Source organism: Micromonospora sp. NPDC049559 (assembly GCF_040676675.1).
Lineage (GTDB): Bacteria > Actinomycetota > Actinomycetes > Mycobacteriales > Micromonosporaceae > JBFAPK01.
Map to the genome: position 1 here is coordinate 1 of NZ_JBFAPK010000011.1, position 19,401 is coordinate 19,401.

At 74.2% G+C, this 19,401-nt stretch carries 18 protein-coding genes; 4 read left to right on the forward strand and 14 right to left on the reverse strand.

Features of this window, described 5'->3' with window-relative positions; genetic code table 11:
- Positions 1-173 precede the first annotated feature (173 nt).
- From AB0J86_RS14710 to AB0J86_RS14735, 6 genes are all read right to left on the reverse strand, one after another.
- Positions 174-1,298, reverse strand: a complete 1,125-nt coding sequence (locus tag AB0J86_RS14710) for a D-alanine--D-alanine ligase family protein (RefSeq protein ID WP_363857154.1) — start codon at positions 1,296-1,298, stop codon at positions 174-176.
- A complete protein-coding gene (locus tag AB0J86_RS14715; RefSeq protein WP_363857156.1) occupies positions 1,295-2,323 on the reverse strand; it encodes a pyridoxal-phosphate dependent enzyme in 1,029 nt (342 codons plus the stop codon). The genes AB0J86_RS14710 and AB0J86_RS14715 overlap by 4 nt, the downstream gene beginning before the upstream one ends.
- Positions 2,324-2,551: 228 nt before the next feature.
- Positions 2,552-3,631, reverse strand: a complete 1,080-nt coding sequence (locus tag AB0J86_RS14720) for a HAMP domain-containing sensor histidine kinase (RefSeq protein ID WP_363857158.1) — start codon at positions 3,629-3,631, stop codon at positions 2,552-2,554.
- Positions 3,628-4,293, reverse strand: coding sequence for a response regulator transcription factor (locus AB0J86_RS14725; protein ID WP_363857160.1), 666 nt, complete (start codon positions 4,291-4,293; stop codon positions 3,628-3,630). The genes AB0J86_RS14720 and AB0J86_RS14725 overlap by 4 nt, the downstream gene beginning before the upstream one ends.
- Positions 4,294-4,776: 483 nt before the next feature.
- The gene (locus AB0J86_RS14730; protein WP_363857162.1) at positions 4,777-5,616 is read right to left on the reverse strand and encodes an SDR family oxidoreductase; all 840 of its coding nucleotides are present in this window, start codon (positions 5,614-5,616) and stop codon (positions 4,777-4,779) included.
- A 130-nt stretch (positions 5,617-5,746) separates the two neighbouring features.
- Positions 5,747-6,685, reverse strand: coding sequence for an aldo/keto reductase (locus AB0J86_RS14735; protein WP_363857164.1), 939 nt, complete (start codon positions 6,683-6,685; stop codon positions 5,747-5,749).
- Positions 6,686-6,885: 200 nt separating this feature from the next.
- Between AB0J86_RS14735 and AB0J86_RS14740 the strand changes: the two genes are divergently transcribed.
- Positions 6,886-8,232: a hypothetical protein gene (locus tag AB0J86_RS14740; protein WP_363857166.1), complete on the forward strand. Its 1,347-nt coding sequence runs from the start codon at positions 6,886-6,888 to the stop codon at positions 8,230-8,232.
- 22 nt (positions 8,233-8,254) lie between these two features.
- Here AB0J86_RS14740 and AB0J86_RS14745 read toward each other — a convergent pair whose 3' ends face one another.
- Positions 8,255-8,884 (reverse strand): TetR/AcrR family transcriptional regulator C-terminal domain-containing protein, encoded by a 630-nt coding sequence (locus AB0J86_RS14745; RefSeq protein ID WP_363857168.1) that lies wholly within the window; start codon positions 8,882-8,884, stop codon positions 8,255-8,257.
- 212 nt (positions 8,885-9,096) lie between these two features.
- On the opposite strand from AB0J86_RS14745, the gene AB0J86_RS14750 reads away from it, so the two are divergent.
- Positions 9,097-10,050 carry a zinc-binding dehydrogenase gene (locus tag AB0J86_RS14750; protein WP_363857170.1) on the forward strand — a complete coding sequence of 318 codons (954 nt, stop codon included), beginning with the start codon at positions 9,097-9,099 and terminating at the stop codon, positions 10,048-10,050.
- A gap of 34 nt (positions 10,051-10,084) precedes the next feature.
- Here the strand turns inward: AB0J86_RS14750 and AB0J86_RS14755 are convergent, their stop codons facing one another.
- Both AB0J86_RS14755 and AB0J86_RS14760 read right to left on the reverse strand, forming a co-directional pair.
- Positions 10,085-10,822, reverse strand: coding sequence for a cation transporter (locus tag AB0J86_RS14755; protein ID WP_363857172.1), 738 nt, complete (start codon positions 10,820-10,822; stop codon positions 10,085-10,087).
- Positions 10,819-11,199 (reverse strand): metalloregulator ArsR/SmtB family transcription factor, encoded by a 381-nt coding sequence (locus tag AB0J86_RS14760; protein WP_363857451.1) that lies wholly within the window; start codon positions 11,197-11,199, stop codon positions 10,819-10,821. The genes AB0J86_RS14755 and AB0J86_RS14760 overlap by 4 nt, the downstream gene beginning before the upstream one ends.
- 80 nt (positions 11,200-11,279) lie before the next feature.
- Here AB0J86_RS14760 and AB0J86_RS14765 point away from each other — a divergent pair, with 80 nt between their 5' ends.
- Positions 11,280-11,690: an HAD-IA family hydrolase gene (locus tag AB0J86_RS14765; RefSeq protein WP_363857174.1), complete on the forward strand. Its 411-nt coding sequence runs from the start codon at positions 11,280-11,282 to the stop codon at positions 11,688-11,690.
- A gap of 22 nt (positions 11,691-11,712) precedes the next feature.
- Here the strand turns inward: AB0J86_RS14765 and AB0J86_RS14770 are convergent, their stop codons facing one another.
- The 5 genes from AB0J86_RS14770 to AB0J86_RS14790 all read right to left on the reverse strand — a co-directional run bounded on the left by AB0J86_RS14770 (position 11,713) and on the right by AB0J86_RS14790 (position 18,475).
- Complete coding sequence (locus AB0J86_RS14770; RefSeq protein ID WP_363857176.1) at positions 11,713-12,222, reverse strand: pyridoxamine 5'-phosphate oxidase family protein; 510 nt, start codon at positions 12,220-12,222, stop codon at positions 11,713-11,715.
- Positions 12,223-12,623: 401 nt separating this feature from the next.
- Positions 12,624-14,915 carry a hypothetical protein gene (locus AB0J86_RS14775; protein WP_363857178.1) on the reverse strand — a complete coding sequence of 764 codons (2,292 nt, stop codon included), beginning with the start codon at positions 14,913-14,915 and terminating at the stop codon, positions 12,624-12,626.
- Positions 14,912-16,066 carry a glycosyltransferase family 2 protein gene (locus tag AB0J86_RS14780; protein ID WP_363857179.1) on the reverse strand — a complete coding sequence of 385 codons (1,155 nt, stop codon included), beginning with the start codon at positions 16,064-16,066 and terminating at the stop codon, positions 14,912-14,914. The genes AB0J86_RS14775 and AB0J86_RS14780 overlap by 4 nt, the downstream gene beginning before the upstream one ends.
- 108 nt (positions 16,067-16,174) lie before the next feature.
- Entirely contained in the window at positions 16,175-17,908 is a 1,734-nt protein-coding gene (locus AB0J86_RS14785) for a glycoside hydrolase family 3 protein (RefSeq protein WP_363857181.1), read from the reverse strand.
- 75 nt (positions 17,909-17,983) lie between these two features.
- Entirely contained in the window at positions 17,984-18,475 is a 492-nt protein-coding gene (locus AB0J86_RS14790) for a DUF3145 domain-containing protein (protein ID WP_363857183.1), read from the reverse strand.
- 343 nt (positions 18,476-18,818) lie between these two features.
- Between AB0J86_RS14790 and AB0J86_RS14795 the strand changes: the two genes are divergently transcribed.
- Positions 18,819-19,148, forward strand: a complete 330-nt coding sequence (locus tag AB0J86_RS14795) for a hypothetical protein (RefSeq protein ID WP_363857185.1) — start codon at positions 18,819-18,821, stop codon at positions 19,146-19,148.
- The last annotated feature ends 253 nt before the right edge of the window (positions 19,149-19,401 follow it).

A 19,401-nucleotide genomic window follows, 5' to 3' on the forward strand; every position in this document is an offset into this window, starting at 1 on the left:
TCCGGACGAGTACGGCGGCCGGAAGAGGGTGACCTGCCGGCCGGTGGCGGAGGCGATCGCGTTCTGGGTGAGGCCGAGACCCGAGCCGGGCTCGGCCGCCGCCGACCGTGGCGCTGTGGCGGGGCGCGGCTCCGCGGCCACCGACCCCGGCGTGGCGGCGGGGGGCCGGGCGGTCATCGGGGCCTCCGCTCGGCGTGGCGTTCGAAGGCGAGTTCCACCAACCGGTCGACCAGCTGCGGATAGCCGAGCCCCGCCGCCGCCCAGACCTTCGGGTACATGGAGTGTGCGGTGAAGCCGGGCATGGTGTTCAGCTCGTTGACGTACAGCTCGCCGGCCGCCTCGTCGTAGAGGAAGTCGACCCGGGCCAGGCCCCACCCGCCGACCGCGGTGAACGCGCCCAGCGAGAGCGCCCGGATCCGGGACGTCACCTCGGCCGGAAGCACGGCCGGCACGATCATCGGGTCGGCGTCGCCGAAGTACTTCTGGTCGTAGTCGAACCAGCCGCCGCTCACCCGTACCTCGCCGACCGCCGAGGCGGCCGGGCGCCAGCCGCCCAGCACCGCGCACTCCAGCTCGCGGCCGGTCACCCCCTGCTCGACCAGGACCACGCGGTCGTGCCGCAGCGCCGCCTCGATCGCGGCGGCCAGGTCGTCGCCCTCGTCCACCCGGGAGATCCCGATCGACGAGCCCATCGCGGCGGGCTTGACGAACAGCGGCCGGCGCAGCCCCGCCACCAGTTCCTCCGGGTCGTTGGTGCCGTGGAAGCGGTGCGCGTCGAACCAGACGTACGGGGTCACCGGAATCCCCTCGGCGACGAACGCGCGCTTCATCGCCACCTTGTCCATCCCGACCGCCGAGGCGAGGATGCCGCACCCCACGTACGGCACGCCCAGCGTCTCCAGCAGGCCCTGCACCACTCCGTCCTCCCCGAACGGACCGTGCAGCAGCGGGAAGACGACGTCCAGCTCGGCCAGGACCGCGCCGGGTGCGTCGGCCGCGCAGACGCGGACGGTACCGGGCCGCGAGCCGCGCCGCAGCTCCACCTCGGGCCCGGTCACCTCCAGCCGGTCGTCGATCGCCCGCGCGGCCGGCGGCTGGTCGCGCAGCTTCGCCAGTACCTCCTCCGGCACGAGCCGGAACCGACCGGTACGGGTGAGTCCGATCGCCACGGGCCGGTACTCCTCGCCGTCCAGCGCCCGGACCACGGCGAGCGCCGAGGCGCAGGAGACCTCGTGCTCGGCGGAGGGACCGCCGAAGAGGACGCCGAGTCGCACCGGCCTCGCCCGCTCCCCGCTCATCGGACCCGCTCCACTGTGCTCGTCGCGTCGTCGGGGTGCGGGACGGCCAGTCGGGCGAGCAGCTCGGCGTCGGCGTTGCCGCCGGTCAGCACGACGCCGATGGTGCGGTGGCCGCCACCGGCGGCGACCCGCAGCGCGCCGGCCAGCCCCGCCGCGCCGGAGGGCTCGGCGAGCAGCTTCAGCTGGAGCAGTACCAGCCGGAAGGCGTGCGCGATCGCGTCGTCGTCGACCCGGACGACCCCGGTCACCGCCGGGCGCAGGATCTCGAACGGCAGCTCCCCGACGCAGGCCGGGCGCAGCCCGTCGGCGAGCGTCGGCCCGGGCGTGACGGTGACCCGCCGCCCGGCCTCGAGGCTGCGCGCCAGCGAGTCGCAGCCGACCGGCTCCACCCCGTACACGTCGAGCTGCCGGCCCGCCGCCGCGAGGCAGGCACCGGCCGCGCCGCCGCCACCACCGACCGGTACGACGAGCGCGTCCAGCGGGGTACCGAGGCGCTCCGCCTCCTCGATCAGCTCCAGGCTGGCGCTGCCCTGGCCGGCGATCACGTCCGGGTGGTCGTAGGCGTCGACGACGGCGTACCCGGTCTCCGCGCTGATCCGGCGCGCCGCCGCGAGCCGCTCGTCGAGCGTGGTGCCGGCGAGCACCACCCGCGCGCCGGCCGCCCGGGCCCGGGCCACCTTGCCGGGCGCCGCGTCGACGGGGAGCACCGCGACGGCCGCCAGCCCGTGCCGCCGGGCGGCGAGCGCGACCGCGACGGCGTGGTTGCCGGTGCTCTGGGCGACCACCCCGGCGCACTCGGGGAGCCGCGCGAGCCGGCCTACCGCCAGCAGCGCGCCCCGCATCTTGTACGAGCCGCCCGCCTGGAGGTTCTCCGCCTTGACCAGGACCCGCGCCCCGGCAAGCCGGTCGATCACCGGCGAGCGCAGCACGGGCGTACGGACGATCCGTCCGGCCAACCAGCGCGCGGCGGCCTCGACGTCGGCGCGTCCCGGCAGCACCGGGGCGAGGGTGCCGGGGGCGCTCACGACGCCCGTCCGGTCGGTGTTCGGTCGGGCAGTACGGTGTCTCGCATCTTGTCTCCTGTCGATGGTGCGACGGTCGGCCCGGTGGTTCTCGGGCACGCCGAAGGCAGGGGTGGGCGAACGGCACGCACCCCGTGCGGTCGATGGTTCGGTCGGTCGATGTGGTTCGCGGTGGTGTGTCGGGAGCGGTACGTCGCGGCGTTCGGGCGAGTCGACGAGGAAGCAGGGGCGTCAGAGCGGGTCGGGTAGCCGTACCTCCACCCGCAGGCCGCCGTTGTTCCCGGGCCGGGCCGAGATGATCCCGTCGTGGGCCTGGGTGATCGAGCGGGCGATGGTGAGGCCGAGCCCGGCGCCGCCGGCGTGCGCGAGCCGGTCGGGCGCCAGCCGGCGGAACGGCTCGAAGAGACCGGCGACGGCCTCGGCCGGTACGGGCTGCCCGGTGTTGGCGACGGTCAGGGCCGGGTCCCCGGCCGCCGCCACCACCACCTCGATCGTGCCGCCGGGGCAGTTGTACTTGATCGCGTTCTCCACCAGGTTCGTCACGAGACGCTCCAGCAGCACCCGCTCGCCGACGACGACCCTCGGTTCGAGCCGACCCGTGATCGTCACCTCGGCCTCGCGCGCCCGTTCCTGGTACGCGCCGAGCACCGCCCCGGCGATCTCGTCGAGCCGCAGCGGCGTACGGGAGACGAGCCCCTGGTCGCTCTCGCTGAGCGCGAGCAGCCCTTCGATCAGCCGCTCGTTGCGTTCGTTGGTCTGTAGCAGCTGGGCGGTGAGCAGCTGCGTCTGGTCGTCCGTGAGCGGCTGGGACATGCCGACCTCGATCAGGGTCCGCTGTACGGCCAGCGGGGTGCGCAGCTCGTGCGAGGCGTTCGCCGCGAAGCGGCGCTGCCCCTCGTAGCCGGCGGCGATCCGGTCCATCATCTCGTCGATGGCCCGGGAGAGCTCGGCCAGCTCGTCCCGGCCGCGCGGCCGGAGCCGGTAGCCGAGGTTCTGCGGCCCCAGGTGGGAGATCGGCGCCACCAGGTTGCGGACCGGGCGCACCGCCCAGCCGGCCGCCCAGGCGAGCAGCAGCACCAGGACCACGACGAAGAAGAGCAACAGCACGGTCACGAACGGCGTGAAGTGGGAAATCACCTGGTCGCAGCCGCTCCCCGGGCCCGGCACCGGCAGGTCGCAGACCGCGCGGAAGTTCCGGGCCGTCTCGAAGACCCCCTCGATCAGCCACCTGAGCAGCACCGGCAGGTTGTAGCCGACCAGCAGCGCGACCACGCCGACGAGCAGCACCCGGCGCCTGGGGGTCCAGGTCACGCCGCCGGTCCGATCCGGTAGCCGGCCCGGGGCACGGTCTGGATGATCTGCGGCTCGCCCAGCTTCTTGCGCAGCGTCATGACGGTGACCCGGACGACGTTGGTGAACGGGTCCGCGTACTCGTCCCACGCCTGTTCCAGCAGTTCCTCGGCGCTGACCACCTGCCCGCCGGCCCGCATCAGCACGTGCAGCACCGCGAACTCCTTGGGGCTGAGGTTCAGCGGCCGGCCGTCGCGCAGCGCGGTGTGCCGGGCCACGTCGAGGACGACGCCCTGCTGGTCCAGCACCGGCGGCACGGCCGGCGCCGACCGCCGGCCCAGCGCCTGCACCCGCGCCACCAGTTCGGCGAAGGCGAAGGGCTTGGTCAGGTAGTCGTCGGCACCGAGCCCGAGGCCCTCGACCCGGTCGCGGATGCCGGCCGCCGCGGTCAGCAGCAGGACCCGGGTACCGACGTCGGAGTGCGCGATCGAGCGGCAGACCTCGTCACCGGTCTGCCCCGGCATGTCCCGGTCGAGCACGGCCACGTCGTAGCGGTTCACGCCGATCCGCTCCAGGGCGCCGTCGCCGTCGTAGCAGACGTCCACGGCCATGGCGAGCCGCCGCAGCCCCTGCGCGATCATGTCCGCCAGCAACCGCTCGTCGTCGGCCACCAAGACCCGCACGCTTACACTCCCGCTGTCTCGTCGTCCCGCCGACCATGTCAAGCCAGGAATAAGGGTTTTGTAAGCATGCCCCTGACGCGGCCCTTATCGGCAAGCCCGCCGGGCGGGGCGGTACGGGTCCGCGGCCCTCGGCGGGGCCGCCGCCGACGGTACGGAGGGTGGCCACGCCGGCGCGCACGGCGCGGAAGTCCGGGCGCAGCCAGCGGGCACGGTACGGATATACCGGGCGAAGCCGGCAGGAGGGCGGGCAATCCACCCGTGCGGGGCGTGGGCCGCCGCCCCGGCCGGCCGACCGGCGGGCGCGACTCCGCGACGAGGAGTACGGCCCGCCGGCGCCGGGCCGGGTCACCGGCCCGGGTGAGGGTCCTCACAGCGGTGCGACAGGGTCCGCACCCCCACCCCGGGTACGGCCGGGCCGATCGGCCCGGCCGTACCCGGACATGGTGTACGAGCTGCTCCGGCCCGGGGTTCGGAGTCCTGGCGTCACCCCGTCGGCAGCGCGACGCCGAGCCGCTCCGCGAGCTCCGTCCGGGCGGCCCGGTCGCGCTCCGCCGCCCCGGTGATCATTTCCCAGGCGCCCGCGCCGAGCGGGAAGCGCAGCGGCGGCTCGGCGGCGTCCCGTACGAGCGCCAGCACGGCCTCCGCGAACTCCTCCGGCAGGCTGAGCTTGAAGTCGCTCGGTACCTCGCCCCGGATCAGTCCGCCCATCTGGTCGACGGCCGACCGGTACTCGGGCAGCCGGGTGGCCGCGTCGACGAGCGAGGCGCCGTAGTGCGTGGCGTACCCGCCCGCCTCCAGCAGCGTGATCCGCACGCCGCTCCCGGCCGTCTCCAGCGCCAGCGTCTCGGTCATCCCCTCCAGCGCGAACTTCGCGGCGCAGTACGCCCCGAGCCCCACCATGCCCATCCGCCCGGCGGTCGAGGAGACCATCAGCAGGTGGCCGGAGCGCTGCGCCCGCATCAGCGGCAGGACCAGTCGGGTCATCCGCCAAGGCCCGAGCAGCAGGGTCTGCAACTGCGCCTCGACCTCCTCGTCGGTCAGCTCCTCGACCGCGCCGAGCACCCCGTACCCGGCGTTGTTGACCAGTACGTCCACGCCGCCGAACCGCTGCTCGGCCAGCCGTACGGCGGCGGCGCAGGCCGCGGGGTCGCGCACGTCCAGCGCGCAGGTCTCGACCGTCTCGGGGAAGTGGTCCCGCAGCTCGGCCAGGGTCTCCGGCCGGCGCGCGGTGGCCAGTACCCGGTCCCCCGCGGCCGCCGCGGCCCGGGCGAGCGCCCAGCCGAGTCCCGACGAGCATCCTGTAATCAACCAACGCCGAGCCATGACCGCTCCTCCATCCCGCCCGACCGGCCAGCCCGGTCGGGTGTCGACCCGATCACTCTCGGCATGCGCGTGATCGGCATCAATCCCGTATCCGACAGGCCGGGCGAGCGGGAGCCGGAGGACGCCCGGATCAGGCCGGCTCGTCGAGGCGCCGCAGCTGCTCGGCGGTGAGGACCACCTCGTCGGCGGCGAGCGCCTCGTCCAGCTGGGCGATGGTGCTCACGCCGACGATCGGCGCGGCCGGCGGGTCACCGGCGGCCAGCCAGGCCAGCACCACCTGGTTGCGGGTGACGCCCAGTTCGTCGGCGACCTCGGCCAGCACCGCGAGGCGCCGGGCCGTGCCCGGGTGGTCGTACGCCTCGGGCAGCGGGCGGTCGGCCCGGGTGTAGCCGCCGTTGATCAACGGCGTGTAGACCCAGAGGTCCAGCCCCTCCTCGCGGGCGTAGTCGGCGGCCTCGGGCGAGAGCAGCTGGTGCCCCGAGTCGGGCAGCCTCGCGCCCGGGCGCGGCTGGACGTACGAATGGCGCAGCTGCAGGGCGGTGTAGCCGGCGATGCCACGGTCGGCGGCGAGGCGGCGCGCCCGCTCGACCCGCCAGGCGGCGTGGTTGGACGCGCCGAGCCGGTCGACCAGCCCCGCGGTGACCAGCTCGCCGAGCGTCTCGACGGTCTCCGCCAGCGGTACCGTCCGGTCCTCCGCGTGCGTCCAGTACAGGTCGATCCGGTCGGTGCCGAGCCGTTTGAGGCTCAGCCGGATGGCGTCGCGGATCGCGTCGGCGGAGAGCCCCTCCGCCGACTCGGGCCACTCGCCGGCCCGCACCGGCTGGTGCCGTACCTTCGTGGCGATCCGCACCCGGTCCCGTACGCCCGGCCGCCGGGCCAGCCAGCGCCCGATCACCTCCTCGCTCTGCCCGCCGACGCCGCTGGGGTCGGCCCAGAACGAGTAGCAGTTGGCGGTGTCGATCCAGCTGCCGCCCGCGTCGACGAAGCGGTCCAGCAGCGCCAGCGAGGTCTCCTCGTCGACCCGGGTGCCGAAGTACATCGCGCCGAGGACCATGCGCCGACTCGTCATCCGCGTTCTCCCTTCCAGTCCGGTGACCATCCACTGTGCTGGTTAGAGCGCACTCGAAGTCAATACCCGCCTATGCGGTCCGGCGGTGACGAGGGCCGACGGCGGTGCGGGCGGCGACGACGAGGGGCGCGTAAGTTTCTTTCAACTCGACTAGGGTCTACGGCGTTTCCCACCGGATTCTTCTCTCACGGGGTGTACGGATGCGACACGGTGACGACCTTCCCCGCCCGGCGGCCCGCCGGGCGTTCCTCCTCGGCGCCGCCACGGCCGGTACCGCCGGTCTCGGCGCGGCCGTCGGCGCCTGGGGCGGCGCCAGCCCCGCCCTGGCGGCCGGCGCGGGCGACGATCCGTACTCGGTGGACGTGGTCACGAAGGGCGCCGACCCGACCGGCGCCACCCCGAGCGACGCCGCCTTCCGGGCGGCGGCGGCCGAGGTGCTGGCGTCGTTCCAGCCGGGGCCGATCTCCGGGGCGATCCCGAAGCGGGTGCTGCTCATCCCGCCGGGCAACTACCTGCTGACGCAGCCGGACTCGCTGCTGCCCAACGTCGACGGTACGACCGGCGGCGGTGTGGTCGACGGCATCGCCGTCACCGGGTACGGCAAGCGCCTCTCCCGGATCGTCTACTCCCCCACCCAGAACGACACCACGCTCTGGACCAACAACCAGCGCTACAAGAACGTGCGCGTCTCGGGGCTCACCTTCACCAGCACCAACGCGACCTCCAGCTTCAACTACGCGTACTCGTCGGCCACGCACGGGGTGCAGGACACCTGGTACACCGACGTGGAGTGGCGCGGGTCGTGGAAGCGCGGCATCGGCCTGGACGGGCCGTCGCCCGCCTCCAACCTCAACAGCGAGATGGGCTGGGACCACTGCCAGGTCGGCGGCAGCTACTCCGACGGCTTCCTGGTGATGGGGATGAGCCCCAGCGTCTCCCAGCAGGACCAGTTCCTCAACTACTGGTTCCGGGACTGCAAGATCGAGTTTCAGTCCGGGGTGTTCGTGAAGAACAAGCGTGGCGGCTCGATGAACTTCGTCGGCGGCTCGTACATCCTCACCGACACCGCGTCGAACGGCACGTTCTTCCAGCTCGCCGCGGACGCCACCAGCCGCAACGACTCCGTCATGCGGCTCTACGCCCAGGGCATCCGGTTCGAACTGCGCGGCACCGGCCACAAGGTGATCGACTCGAACTGGTACAAGGGGCACGTCACCTTCGTCTCCTGCGACGACTCCGCCCACTCGTTCCAGAGCTGGGCACCGGGCGCGCTGACGCACGCGTACGCCTTCAACGCCAACGGGTCGCGCGGGCCCATGGTCCGCTACGTCGACTGCGACCTGATGGGCTATCACCGGGTCACCACCGCCTCCGCCGCGCAGACCGCCGGCAAGCTGCTCTACGACGGCTGCCGGTTCATGAACCAGACCGGCGGCGCCGGCACCGCCTCCGGCTTCCTGCGCTGGACCGGTGGGGTGACCCCGCGGTACGAACTGCGCGACTGCCTCGCCAACGCCAGCTACCTGGCCGACGTCAGGAACCCCTGACCGGCCTGGCGGAAGCGGGAAGCTACTTTCCGTCCGCCTTCGCGCGCAGGCCGGCGAGGAGCAGCTCCAGGCCGTACGCGAAGTGCTCCTCGGGGTGCGGCGCCGGGATGTGGTCGAGCGCGGCGAGCAGGTTCGGGTGGCGCCCCGGGTCGAGCGCGCCGGCCAGCCGCGCGACGGCTGGCCCGCCCCCGTCCGGCAGCCGCGCGGCGGCCTGCTCCTCGATGGTGTGCCCGACCACGTAGTACGTGAGGGTGTCCACCGCCCACGTGGCGTCGCGCGCGCTCAGGCCGGCGCCGCGCAGGATGCCGATCGCGGCCTCCCCGTAGGCGAGCGCGTTCGGCTCGGGAAAGAAGGTGCCCGCGAAGATCCGGGCGCCGTCGCGGCGGGAGAGCAGCGCGCGGCGCAGCCGCCGGGCCAGCTCGGCGAGGCGCTCGGGCCAGGGCCGGACCGGGTCGAGCCCGTCGGCCACGCCGGCCAGCATCGCCTCCGCCATCGCCTCCAGCAGCGCCTGTTTGCTGGCGAAGTGCCAGTACGTCGCGCCGTTCTGCACGCCGAGCGCGCTGGCGAGCCGGCGCATGGTGAGCTGCTCGATCCCGACCTCGTCGAGCAGGTCGAGGGCCCGGGCGAGCACCTGGTCGCGGGTGAGCCGCATTCGTACCCCTCGCAAATCCCGCTCGTAAATCGCGTTGACCTCGCCCACCATCGTGCCGCAAACTTCAACAGCGTTAAAGTTCAACACCGTTGAAGTACCCGTACCGAGGGGAGGCCCGATGCTGATCCGCAACACGCCGTGACCCGCCGCCGCGCACCGGCACCCGCCGGCACGCGGCCTCCCGGTTCCGCGGCGAGAGAGAGGCGAGAGAGATGCGCGTGGTCAGGTTCCATCGGTACGGCGGTCCGGAGGTGCTCCGGATCGACGAGACGCCCCGACCCGTGCCGGGCGAGGGCGAGCTGCTGATCGAGGTGAGCCTCGCCGGGGTCACGCTCCCGGTGGTACGACTGACCCACGGCGACGGGACCGGCGGAGGCGTACCGCTGCCGTACGCGCCGGGCGGCGAGGTGGTCGGCCGGGTGCGCGCCGTCGGCCCCGGGGTCACCGGCTGGCGGGTCGGGCAGCGGGCCGCCGGGCTCGCCTTCTCCGGCGCGTACGCCGAGTTCGTCGCGGTGCCCGCGGCGATGCTGGCCGCCGTGCCGGACGGCGTCGCCGACGCGGCGGCGCTCGGGCTGGTACGCGGCGGCCAGGTGGCGCTCGGCGCGCTGCGCGCGGGGCGGCTCGAACCCGGCGAGAGCGTGCTGGTCACCGGCGCGGCCGGCGGCGTCGGCCACCTGGCCGTGCAGCTCGCCCGGGCGCTCGGCGCGGGTCGGGTGGTCGCCGCGACCGGTACGCCGGGCAAGGCCGACTTCCTGCGCGGCCTCGGCGTGGACGAGCTGGTCGACTACGGCGACCCGGACGGCGACTGGGGCGACCCGGTCGACGTGGTGCTCGACGGCGTCGGCGGCGACGTACAGGAGCGCGGGCTGCGGGCGCTGCGATCGCTGGGCCGGCTGGTCGACTACAACGGTGTCGGCGGGCCAATCGACAGCAACCAGCTTCGCATGCGGGGCCAGTCCCTGGTCGGCTTCGCGATGGCCCACCTGGTCGGTCAGCGGCCCGAGGTCTACGAGCGCCACCGGCGGGAGCTCTGGCAGTTCGCGATCGACGGGGCGGTTCGCCCGGCCGTCCACGCGACGCTGCCGCTCGACGGCGCCGCCGAGGCGCACCGGATCGTCGAGTCCCGCGCCAACCTCGGCAAGGTTGTCCTCGACCTCACCCGGTGAGCGTGGTCCTCGACCCCACCCGGTGACCCGGGGGTCAGGCCGACCCGCGGGCGGGCGTGTCCGCGCCCGCCGACCGGCAGCAGGCGTCGACGCAGCCCGGCCCGCAGCCGCACCCGCCCGCCTCCCCGTCGCCGACGGCGGGGACGGCGCAGTCGTCGCAGTGCTCGCCGCGCCAGGCCGCGACCCCCTCGCGGAGGGCGACGGCGGCGATGACCAGACCGGCGACCGTGTCCGCCCAGGACCAGCCGAGCGCGGCGTTGAGCACGAGGCCGACCAGCAGGATCGCGGAGAGGTACGTGCAGAGCAGCGTCTGGGTGGAGTCGGCGACCACGGTGGCCGAGCCGAGTTCCCGCCCGGTGCGGCGCTTGGCGCGGACCAGCAGCGGCATCACCACCACGGACGCGACGGCGATCCCGATCCCGGCCGGCGACGGCTCGGCCTCGCCCCGGCCGAGCAGCGACCGGACGGCGTCCACGCCGATCCAGGCCGCCAGGGCGAAGAACGACAGCGCGATCAGCCGCAGCGCGCGCCGCTCCCGGGCCTCGGGGACCCGGGACCGGAACTGCCAGATCACCACCAGGGCGGAGGAGACCTCGATGAAGGAGTCGAGGCCGAAGCCGAGCAGCGCGGTCGAGGAGGCCGCGGCGCCGGCCGCCACGGCGACGACGCCTTCGAGCAGGTTGTATCCGGCGGTGACGTACGCCAGCCGCAGGCTGCGCCGGTTGAGCGAGGCGCGCCGCCCCGGGCTCAGGGCCGGCGGCGCGGTACTCACCGGGCCGCCCCCGCCGGTGCGACGGCGGCATCGTCCGGGCGCAGCGCGACGGCCGCATCGCCCGGGTGCAGCGCGACGGCGGCGCCGGTCGCGGCCAGGACCGCCTCGGCGGCCTGGAGCAGCTCCATCAGCTCGGGCCGGGTCAGCGCGTAGAACGACTGCCGGCCCTGGACGCGGTAGTCGACCAGGCCGCAGTCCCGCAGGCAGGCGAGGTGCTTGGAGACCGTCGACTGGGCCAGGCCGAGTTCGCCGGTCAGGTCCACCACCCGCGCCTCGCCGGCCACGAGCCGCCGCACGATCCGCAGCCGGGTCTCGTCCGCCAGCGACCGGAACAGCGCGACGGCCGGCGTCATCCCGGCCGCGATGTTCGCGGTCACACACTCCCCACCATTCATCGCCATGACGCGATGATAACCGTATTCGGCGATGGTTCTCCGGTTCTCGTAGGATCCCTAGGATGCGGCAGCCGGTGATCTTCGATCTCTTCCACACCCTCGTGCACGGCGCCGACGGCGCCCGCGACCGGGTGGTCGGCGAGATGGCGCGCGTGGTCGGGGTGGACCCGGCCGCCACGCTCGACGTACTCGACGCGCTGCGGGCCGACGGGCACCCGCTGGCCCTGGTCAGCAACGCCACGTCGGACACCGCCGAGGCATGGCCGGATGGCCCGCTCGCCCGTCGCTTCGACGTCGCGGTCTTCTCCTGCGAGGTCGGACTGGCCAAGCCGGACCCGGCGATCTACCGCGCCGCCGCCGACCGGTTGGGCGCCGACCCGGCCGGGTGCGTCTTCGTCGGCGACGGTGCGGACGGCGAACTCGCCGGCGCGGCGGACGCGTACCCCAACCCGGTAGCCGGCGCGCGACCCTGACCGGCGGCACGGCGCCGTCGCCTCAGCGCTTCCAGAACTGCCGGGCGGCGTACCCCTCACGCCGGAGCCAGTGCTCCGTGTAGACGATGCGCTCCGGCTCCACCACCACGAGGGTGTCGCGGGGCGGCTCGGTCAGCGGCCGGCCCCGCTCGGCGTGCTCGTTCTCCCAGCGGAAGGCCGCCCAGTAGTGCGCCCGGTCCGGGTGGTCGGGAGGCAGCACGCGGGCCTCGCCGAAGAGCTGCGCGCCCCGGCTGCTGGCGAGGCTCACGAGCGGGGCGAAGACGCCGACCGAGACGCGCGGGTCGGCGGCGATGTTGCGCAGCTTGGGCGAGCGGGGCGCGGCCGTGAACATGACGGCGAGATCCAGCGGGTAGTAGCGCACCGGCGTGGCCAGCGGTCCGTCGGGTCCGGCGGTGGCGAGCACGCACATGTTCTGCGTGGAGAGCAGGTTGCGGATGCGCTCTTCGAGCCGTTCCCGGGGCAGCCGCCGGGTGGGCGCGGGCTCGGCCAGCCACGGGTTGGTCAGCGGCATGCGGTCCCCGTCGGTCGGGAGCCTCGGGCCGGGAGGCCGGACATGATCATGGGGGCGATCCTAGTGCGGGCCCCCCGCGGCCCGCCTCGTCGACCTAGGGCAAATCGTGGTGATTGGAAATTGGCAAGCAGGGATTTGCCCTAGACGGCCAGGTCAGGAGTCTCCCGCCGCGCTGGCCGGCGGGTTCAACCTCGCCGCCGTGCTGGCCGGAAAAGTAAGTCGCTCTTCTCTCTCCACATCTTCGATGGTGTGATCACAACGAATTCGATGTGGAGAGAAAAGAGCGAACCACTTTCGCCAGGATCACCCTATGTGTCTGCGCGGAGCGGGTCGGCCGCAGCTCCTGGTAAGTGGATGCTCGCGAACCGGCCAGTGCCGCCGACCGGCCGCGCGGGACAGGGTCAGGGCAGCTCGTAGACGGCCATCCGGCCGGCGTCGTACCGGAGCGTGGCGAGCGTACGCAGCTCCGGCGACTCCGCGCCGATCGTGCGGTCGACGACGAGCCAGCGCACGCCGTCGCGGTCGCGCAGTTCCCGCAGCCCGTCGGCGGTCGGCTCGGTGAACGCCGCGTCGTTGCGCCGGAGCAGGTCCTGGTCCCAGAACGGGGTGTACGACCCCTGCGCGGCGACCCGGGGCGCGAACCCCCAACCCTCGACCAGCACCCGGCGCTCGCTGTAGGCGCTGAGCCAGAACGAACGGGCGTCGCACCAGCCGCGGATCACCTGGAGGCAGTGCACGTTGGTGGCGACCACGTCCCTCGGCGAGCTGTGGTCCCGGGTCCAGCGGGCCGCCTCGATCCGCGAGCGCGGCATCGGCACGTTGGCGTACGCGCCGCCGTTGGGCGACTGCACCGACTTGTACATGTCCATCACCAGGCCGGGCGCGCCGACGACCAGCACCGCGGTCAGCGCCGCCAGGCCGCCCCGCCCGGCGAGGGCCGGTACGGCGCGCCGGGCCGGTCGCCACAGCGCGGCGGCGAGCAGGCCGACCGCCAGCAGCCCGGCCGACCACCGCAGCAGCGGTACCAGCGGGTCGAACGCGGTCACCACCTGCGGCGACGGGCCCGCGTACCGGATCTGGATCATCGTGAGCACGACGCCGAGCGCGAGGGCCAGCCCGCCCAGCCAGGCCTTCTCCCGGGCGTCGAGCCGGGCCCGCTCGAAGACCAGCGCGTACCCCCAGGCGGAGATCACCACGGCGAAGGCGAAGCCGGTCCGGGTGAAGTACTGGTTGCCGCCGCCGGGCTGCGCCAGCACCAGGTAGAACCCGGGACCGGCGACGGCGCCCGCGAGCAGGAAGAGCTGGGACGGGTCGAGCCGGCCCCGGCGCAGCCGCAGCAGCGGCACCACCCCGGCGACCCGGAGCTGCATGTTGATCAGGAAGGCGGCGACCACCCCGAGGACGACCAGCGGCTGCACCCAGTCGGGCCGGTCGGCCGGCCGCGCCCAGTACGGCTCCAGGCCGCTCAGCCAGCCCGTCTCCACCCCGTACGCCTGGAAGCGGAAGAGCACCACGGTGGCGAAGAGTTGGGCGGCGCCCGCGACGAGGCCGGCGCCGACCACCGGCCACGGGATGCGGCGCCGGGCGACCAGCAGGACCAGCGCGGTGAGCGCCAACGCGGCGGCGACGACCGGTACGGAACTCGCCTTGGCCCCGCTGGAGGCGAACATCAGCAGCGTGGCGAGGACGAACGCGCCGGGCAACCCCATCGGCGGCACCGGCCGGTCGGGCCGGCGGTCGACCAGCTCCACGAGCGGCACGATCAGGGCGATCAACAGCACCCAGCTGTAGATCATCGACATGCCGTGCCAGATCACGAACGACGCCTGGGTGCCGAACGGCATGGAGACCGGGTGGGTGTAGTTCGTCTCGCCGATCACGAAGAAGAGGGCGGCGGCCCCGGCGCCCACGTACGGCCGGCCGCTGACCCGCCAGCCCAGTACGGCGGTGAGCAGGATCGCCCCGGCGCAGAGCCCCGGTACGGCCAGCCGCAGCGCCACCACGGTCAGGTCCACGTGCCCGATCAGGCTGATCGCCGCCATGTGCACGTACCCGAACCAGTGGTAGTACAGCGGCTCGCCCGCGACCTGGGGCACGTGGATCGGGAACTGGTGCTTCGCCTCCCCGGCCAGCGACAGCTGGTACGCGAGGTCCAGGTACTGCCGGGTGCCCTCCGAGGTGGGCAGGACCGGGTTGCGCTCCAGGAACGTGTAGGAGAGGTAGGTGGTGAAGAAGGCGACGGCGCCCGCCACCGACCAGGACCAGCCGACGGGCGCCGTCCGGGCGTAGTCGCGGACCAGCCAGTGCCGGCGCAGCCGGGGTACGGCCGCGAAGGGCACGACGACCGCCAGCGGCCAGAGCCAGAGCCAGTCGCGCAGGTCGAGCAGCGCGGCGAGGGTCCAGGCCGGCAGCTCCAGCGCCAGGCCGACGGCGGTGCCCAGGACGACGTCCTCCACCAGGGTGTGCGGCCGGCCGCGCAGCGCCCGGTAGACCAGCGTGCCGGGGAGCAGCAACGCGAGCAGGACGTACCCGGCGTAGCGGGCCACGTCGAGCGGCGAGGTGCCGGCGGCGACCAGCACCGCGGCGAAGTAGCCGACCCCGGCGACCAGCGGCAGCCAGCGCCGCGGCGCCGACGGCGGGGTACGGCCCGGCGCGGACGCCGCCGTGGCGTCCGCACGGGTCAGGGCGCTCATCCGGCGCGTCCCGGCCGGGCCGCCGTCTCGGCGAGGTCGTCCTCGTCGCCGGCCGTCCGGGCCGGCAGGGGCGCCGTCAACCGGGCGAGCCCGGCGGGCGCCGGCTCGGCGCTCTCCGGGGCCGGCCGGGCACCCGGCTGGGGGTCGGCCGGCCGGGCTGCCGGCTCCGAATCGACCGGCTGCGGGTCGAGCGGCTGCGGGTCGAGCGGCTCCAGGTCGGCGGTGTCGGAGCCGACGAAGTAGCTCGGCCGGTCCTGGACCGCCACGTAGATCCGGGCCACGTACTCGCCGAGCAGGCCCAAGCAGAGCAGTTGCACCGCGCCGAGGAAGAGAATCGCCACGTAGAGCGACGCCCAGCCGGCGACGGTCGAGTCGAGCAGGTACGCCACGAACGCGACCACGAGCAGCACCGTGCAGAGCAGCATCCCGCCCGCGCCGAGCCAGGTGGCCACCCGCAGCGGCGCGGCCGAGAAGCTGGTGATGCTGTCCACCGCCAGCCGCAGCATCCGCGACAGCGAGTACTTGGTGCGGCCGGCCGCGCGCTCCTCGCGTACGTAGTGCACCTCGCCGCTCGGGAAGCCGAGCCAGGGCACCACCAGCCGCAGCACCGGCCGCCGCTCGGGCAGCTCCCGCAGCGCCTCCACGGTGGCCCGGCTGAGCAGCCGGAAGTCCCCCGCGTGCGCCGGGATGCTGTTGCCGACGAGCCGGCGCACCACCCGGTAGTAGCCCCCGGCGGTCCAGCGCTTGAACGACGTGTCGGTGGAGCGGTCGGCGCGTACGCCGTAGACGATGTCGAGCCCGTCGGCGCGGGCCAGCCGCAGCATCTCGACCACGGTCTCCGGCGGGTCCTGCAGGTCGGCGTCGAGGCTGGCCACGTACGCGCCCCGGGCCCGGAACAGGCCGGCGGTGAGCGCGGCCTGGTGGCCGCTGTTGCGCCGGAGCCGGATCACCCGCAGCTGCGGCCAGGAGCGGCGCAGTCCGGCGAGGACGGCCGGGGTGTTGTCCACGCTGCCGTCGTCGACGGCGACCACCTCGTACGGTTCCGCGAGGCCGTCGAGGACGCCGCGCAGCCGTGGGGCGAAGAGCGGCAGCACGCTCTCCTCGTTGAACATCGGCACCACGACGGAGAGCACCGGCTCCGGTTGTGCCACGCCCCGGCACCTTCCCTTCGGTTGGACCTGCGGACAGCCGAACGCTACCAGTCGCCGATCGTGACGGCGGTCACGCCCGCCGGCCCCCGGCACGTACCAGGTGGAGGCTCATCCGCCGCAGGAGGTGGCGGGCAGCCCGGCCACCGGCACCGGGGCGTGTCCGGGCGCCGCCGCCCGGCCGGCCAGCACGTCGGCCAGCGCCGACATCGCGGCGGCGGTCGACGAGTACGTCGCCAGCAGCACCTTCGAGTTGGCCTTGGCGAGCAGGTCCGGGGTGTCCATGCCGACCGTCACGGCCGCGTCGGAGCGCAGGTCGGAGGCGCCGTCGCCGTACCCGACCAGGTGCACCACGGTGCCGCCGCTGGCGACCACCTTGACCCCGGCCGCGCGCAGCGCGTCGCTGAGCAGGGCGCGGGTCCGGTCCCGGCCGCCCGAGGCGGTGACGGTGACCGCGCCCCGCACCAGCGGTCCGCCGCAGTCGCCGCGCAGCTGGGTGACGGCCGCGGCGGCCACCTTGCGGGCCGCCTCCTGGTGCGGCTTGCTCGCCAGCGTCGACATCGGCGGGGCGGTGCGGCCGGCCAGCCGGAACTTCAGCGTCAGCACCCGGGTGACCGCGTCGACCAGCCGGGCCCGGGGCAGCGAGCCGTCGCGCAGCGCGGCCAGCACCCCGTCGTACGCCTGGCCGATGTTCGGCGGCATCAGCAGCAGGTCGTTGCCGGCGTTGAGCGCCCGGACCGCCGCCTCCCCCGCCGGCCAGCGCTTGGCCGGCGCCATGTTCATCCCGTCGGTGACGATCACGCCGGTGAAGCCGAGCTGGTTGCGGAGCAGGTCGGTGAGGACCTTGTGGGAGAAGGTGGCCGGGGTGCCCGGGTCGATGGCGCGGGTGTCGAGGTGGCCGGACATCACCAGCCAGGCGCCGGCGGCGATGCCGCCGGTGAACGGGGGCAGGTCGCCGGAGTCCAGGGCGGCCCGGTCCTGGCCGAGCACCGGCAGCTCGGCGTGCGAGTCCCCGGTGGTGTGGCCGTGCCCGGGGAAGTGCTTCAGGGTCGCCGCGACGCCCGCGCCCTGCAGGCCGCGGACCGCGCCGGCGACCTGGGCCGCCACGGCCTTGGGGTCGGCACCGTACGAGCGCGAGCCGATCACCTCGCTGTGCGCCCCGAGTACGTCCGCGTCCGGCGCGAAGTCCACGTTGAGGCCGAGCGCGGCCAGCTCGGTACCGGCCGCCTGCCAGGCCCGCTCGGTCAGGGCCGGGTCACCGGCCGCGCCGAAGGCCATCCCGCTGGGCAGTTGGGTGACGCCGGTCTTGATCCGGGTGACGACGCCGTACTCCTGGTCGGTGCCGATCAGCATCGGTACCTTGCCGGCGGCGAGCTTCGCGGCGGCGGTCTGCAACCCGGTGGTGAGGTCCCGCACCTGCTTCGGGCTGTCGACGTTGGTGGTCTCCTGGTTGCCGCCGGTCGGGTCGTCGGCGGAGAAGCCGACCAGGATGAGCCCGCCCAGCCGGTACTTGGCGATGATCTCGGCGGGGGTGTCCACTCCGGCGAGGGCCCGGTTCCCGGCCGCCGAACCGGCCGAGACCTTCGTGGCCGAGCTGCCGTAGGCGTACGGCATCAGCACCTGGCCGACCAGGTCCTCGTCGCTGAGGGTGCGGACCAGCTCGGCCGCCTGGGCGGCGGGATCCGGCCCGGCGCTCGGGCTGGCGGTGGGGCTGCGGGTCGGCGTCGGTACGGCCGACGGCCGCTCCGCCCCGGCCGTACCCCCGCCGCAGCCGGAGACGATCAGCGTGGCGAGTACGGCGAGCGTGACGGTGGGCCGTCGAGGGAGGAACGACACGGCGACCATCCCACCAGCCGAGCCGATCTGAGGCAACTTGACCCCACCGGTACCGGTTGGCGGGGAAGCGCCCGCCAGCGGCGGCTACCCGACCTGGGTGAGCAGGGTCACCGGGGCGCCGTCGCCCGCGTACCGGTACGGCTCCAGCTCGGCGTCCCAGGCCGTACCGAGCGCCTTGTCGAGCGCGTGCGCGAGCGCCTCCGGGCCCCGGGCCGACGCCATGATCGCGCGGAGCCGGTCCTCGCCGAGCTGGATGTCCCCGGCGGCGCCGGTCGCGGCGCGGAAGAGCCCCCGGCCGGGGACGTACATGAACCGCTCGCCGTCCGCGCCGGGGCTGGGCTCCTCCGTGATCTCGAAACGGATCATGGGCCACTGCCGGAGGGCAGCAGCCAGCTCGGCGCCGGTCCCCGGGCGACCGGTCCACCCGCACTCGGCGCGCCGCGCGCCCGGATCGACGGGCTGGGCCGTCCAGTGCAGGTTGACCGGCACGGTGAGGACGCGCGCGATCGCCCACTCGACGTGCGGGCACACGGCGAGCGGGGTCGAGTGGACGTATACGACGCCACGCGTTGGCACGGTGACCTCCCGGGGAGCGAGGTGCGTCTTCCCCTACGACCTCGTTCACCAGTCGGTGCTGCAACACATGATGACTTGTGTGACGGACGGTACGCCAGGGAATCGGAAATTTGGCACCGGGGAATACCCATACCGGTGGCCCGGGTTGGGCTACACGTCGGCCGCCGTGGCTGTGCAGCCACAACGGTCGTGTAGAGTTCAGTCGGCGGGTTCTGTCGCCGTGCACACCCCCTCCGGTGGTCCTGGGTCTCCGGCCCGACGGCCTCCAGACCCACACCGGCGGTACCGCCGCCGGGCCCCTGGACTTCCCTGTCCTCCCGTACGTCTTGCAAGGAGTACTCCCGTGGCGAGCAACACCTCCAAGACCGCGCGCGCGTCCGTCCGCGCCGGCCAGGCCGGCCAGGGTGGAGCCCTGAGCGTGCTCGGTGAGTTCAAGTACGTCATCCCGCTCAACGGCGGCAAGCACGCCTACGTGCGCAACCTGGTCAACGGCAAGACCGCGCACCTGCGTACCGACTCCGACGCGTTCGTGGAGGAGATCCGGGCGCTGGCCGGCGCCGGCCACGCCGCCAAGATCCGCGCCGAGCTGAACGGGCTCGCGGCCGCGTACCCGGCCCACGGCTGGGACCTGACCGAGAAGCGCCTCGTCGAGGCCGGCGTCTTCGAGGCCTGAGCCTCCGGGAGGCACGGCCTCCCGACAGGCACGTTCCTCCGGCAGGCCCCGGCCCCCGAGGCCGTGGACCTCGCGAACGGAGCACATTCGCGGGCGGTCCCGCCCGCGACCACGTGGAACGCGCCCCGGCGCGCGGAGCGATCTCCGCACGCCGGGGCGCTTTCGCGTGCCGCCCCGTCGCCGGGCCGCGCCGCCCGGCACCCGGCCGGCCATTCGGGGCCGGTCGCCCGGCCGGCCTCGCGGTTGGTCGAGT

Excerpts from the sequence above, each read along its gene's own strand:
- AB0J86_RS14710 (WP_363857154.1), bottom strand. The coding sequence starts at position 1,298 with ATGAGCGGGGAGCGGGCGAGGCCGGTGCGACTCGGCGTCCTCTTCGGC.
- AB0J86_RS14730 (WP_363857162.1), bottom strand. The coding sequence starts at position 5,616 with ATGGCTCGGCGTTGGTTGATTACAGGATGCTCGTCGGGACTCGGCTGG.
- AB0J86_RS14735 (WP_363857164.1), bottom strand. The coding sequence starts at position 6,685 with ATGACGAGTCGGCGCATGGTCCTCGGCGCGATGTACTTCGGCACCCGG.
- AB0J86_RS14740 (WP_363857166.1), top strand. The coding sequence starts at position 6,886 with ATGCGACACGGTGACGACCTTCCCCGCCCGGCGGCCCGCCGGGCGTTC.
- AB0J86_RS14745 (WP_363857168.1), bottom strand. The coding sequence starts at position 8,884 with ATGCGGCTCACCCGCGACCAGGTGCTCGCCCGGGCCCTCGACCTGCTC.
- AB0J86_RS14750 (WP_363857170.1), top strand. The coding sequence starts at position 9,097 with ATGCGCGTGGTCAGGTTCCATCGGTACGGCGGTCCGGAGGTGCTCCGG.
- AB0J86_RS14765 (WP_363857174.1), top strand. The coding sequence starts at position 11,280 with ATGCGGCAGCCGGTGATCTTCGATCTCTTCCACACCCTCGTGCACGGC.
- AB0J86_RS14770 (WP_363857176.1), bottom strand. The coding sequence starts at position 12,222 with ATGCCGCTGACCAACCCGTGGCTGGCCGAGCCCGCGCCCACCCGGCGG.
- AB0J86_RS14775 (WP_363857178.1), bottom strand. The coding sequence starts at position 14,915 with ATGAGCGCCCTGACCCGTGCGGACGCCACGGCGGCGTCCGCGCCGGGC.
- AB0J86_RS14785 (WP_363857181.1), bottom strand. The coding sequence starts at position 17,908 with ATGGTCGCCGTGTCGTTCCTCCCTCGACGGCCCACCGTCACGCTCGCC.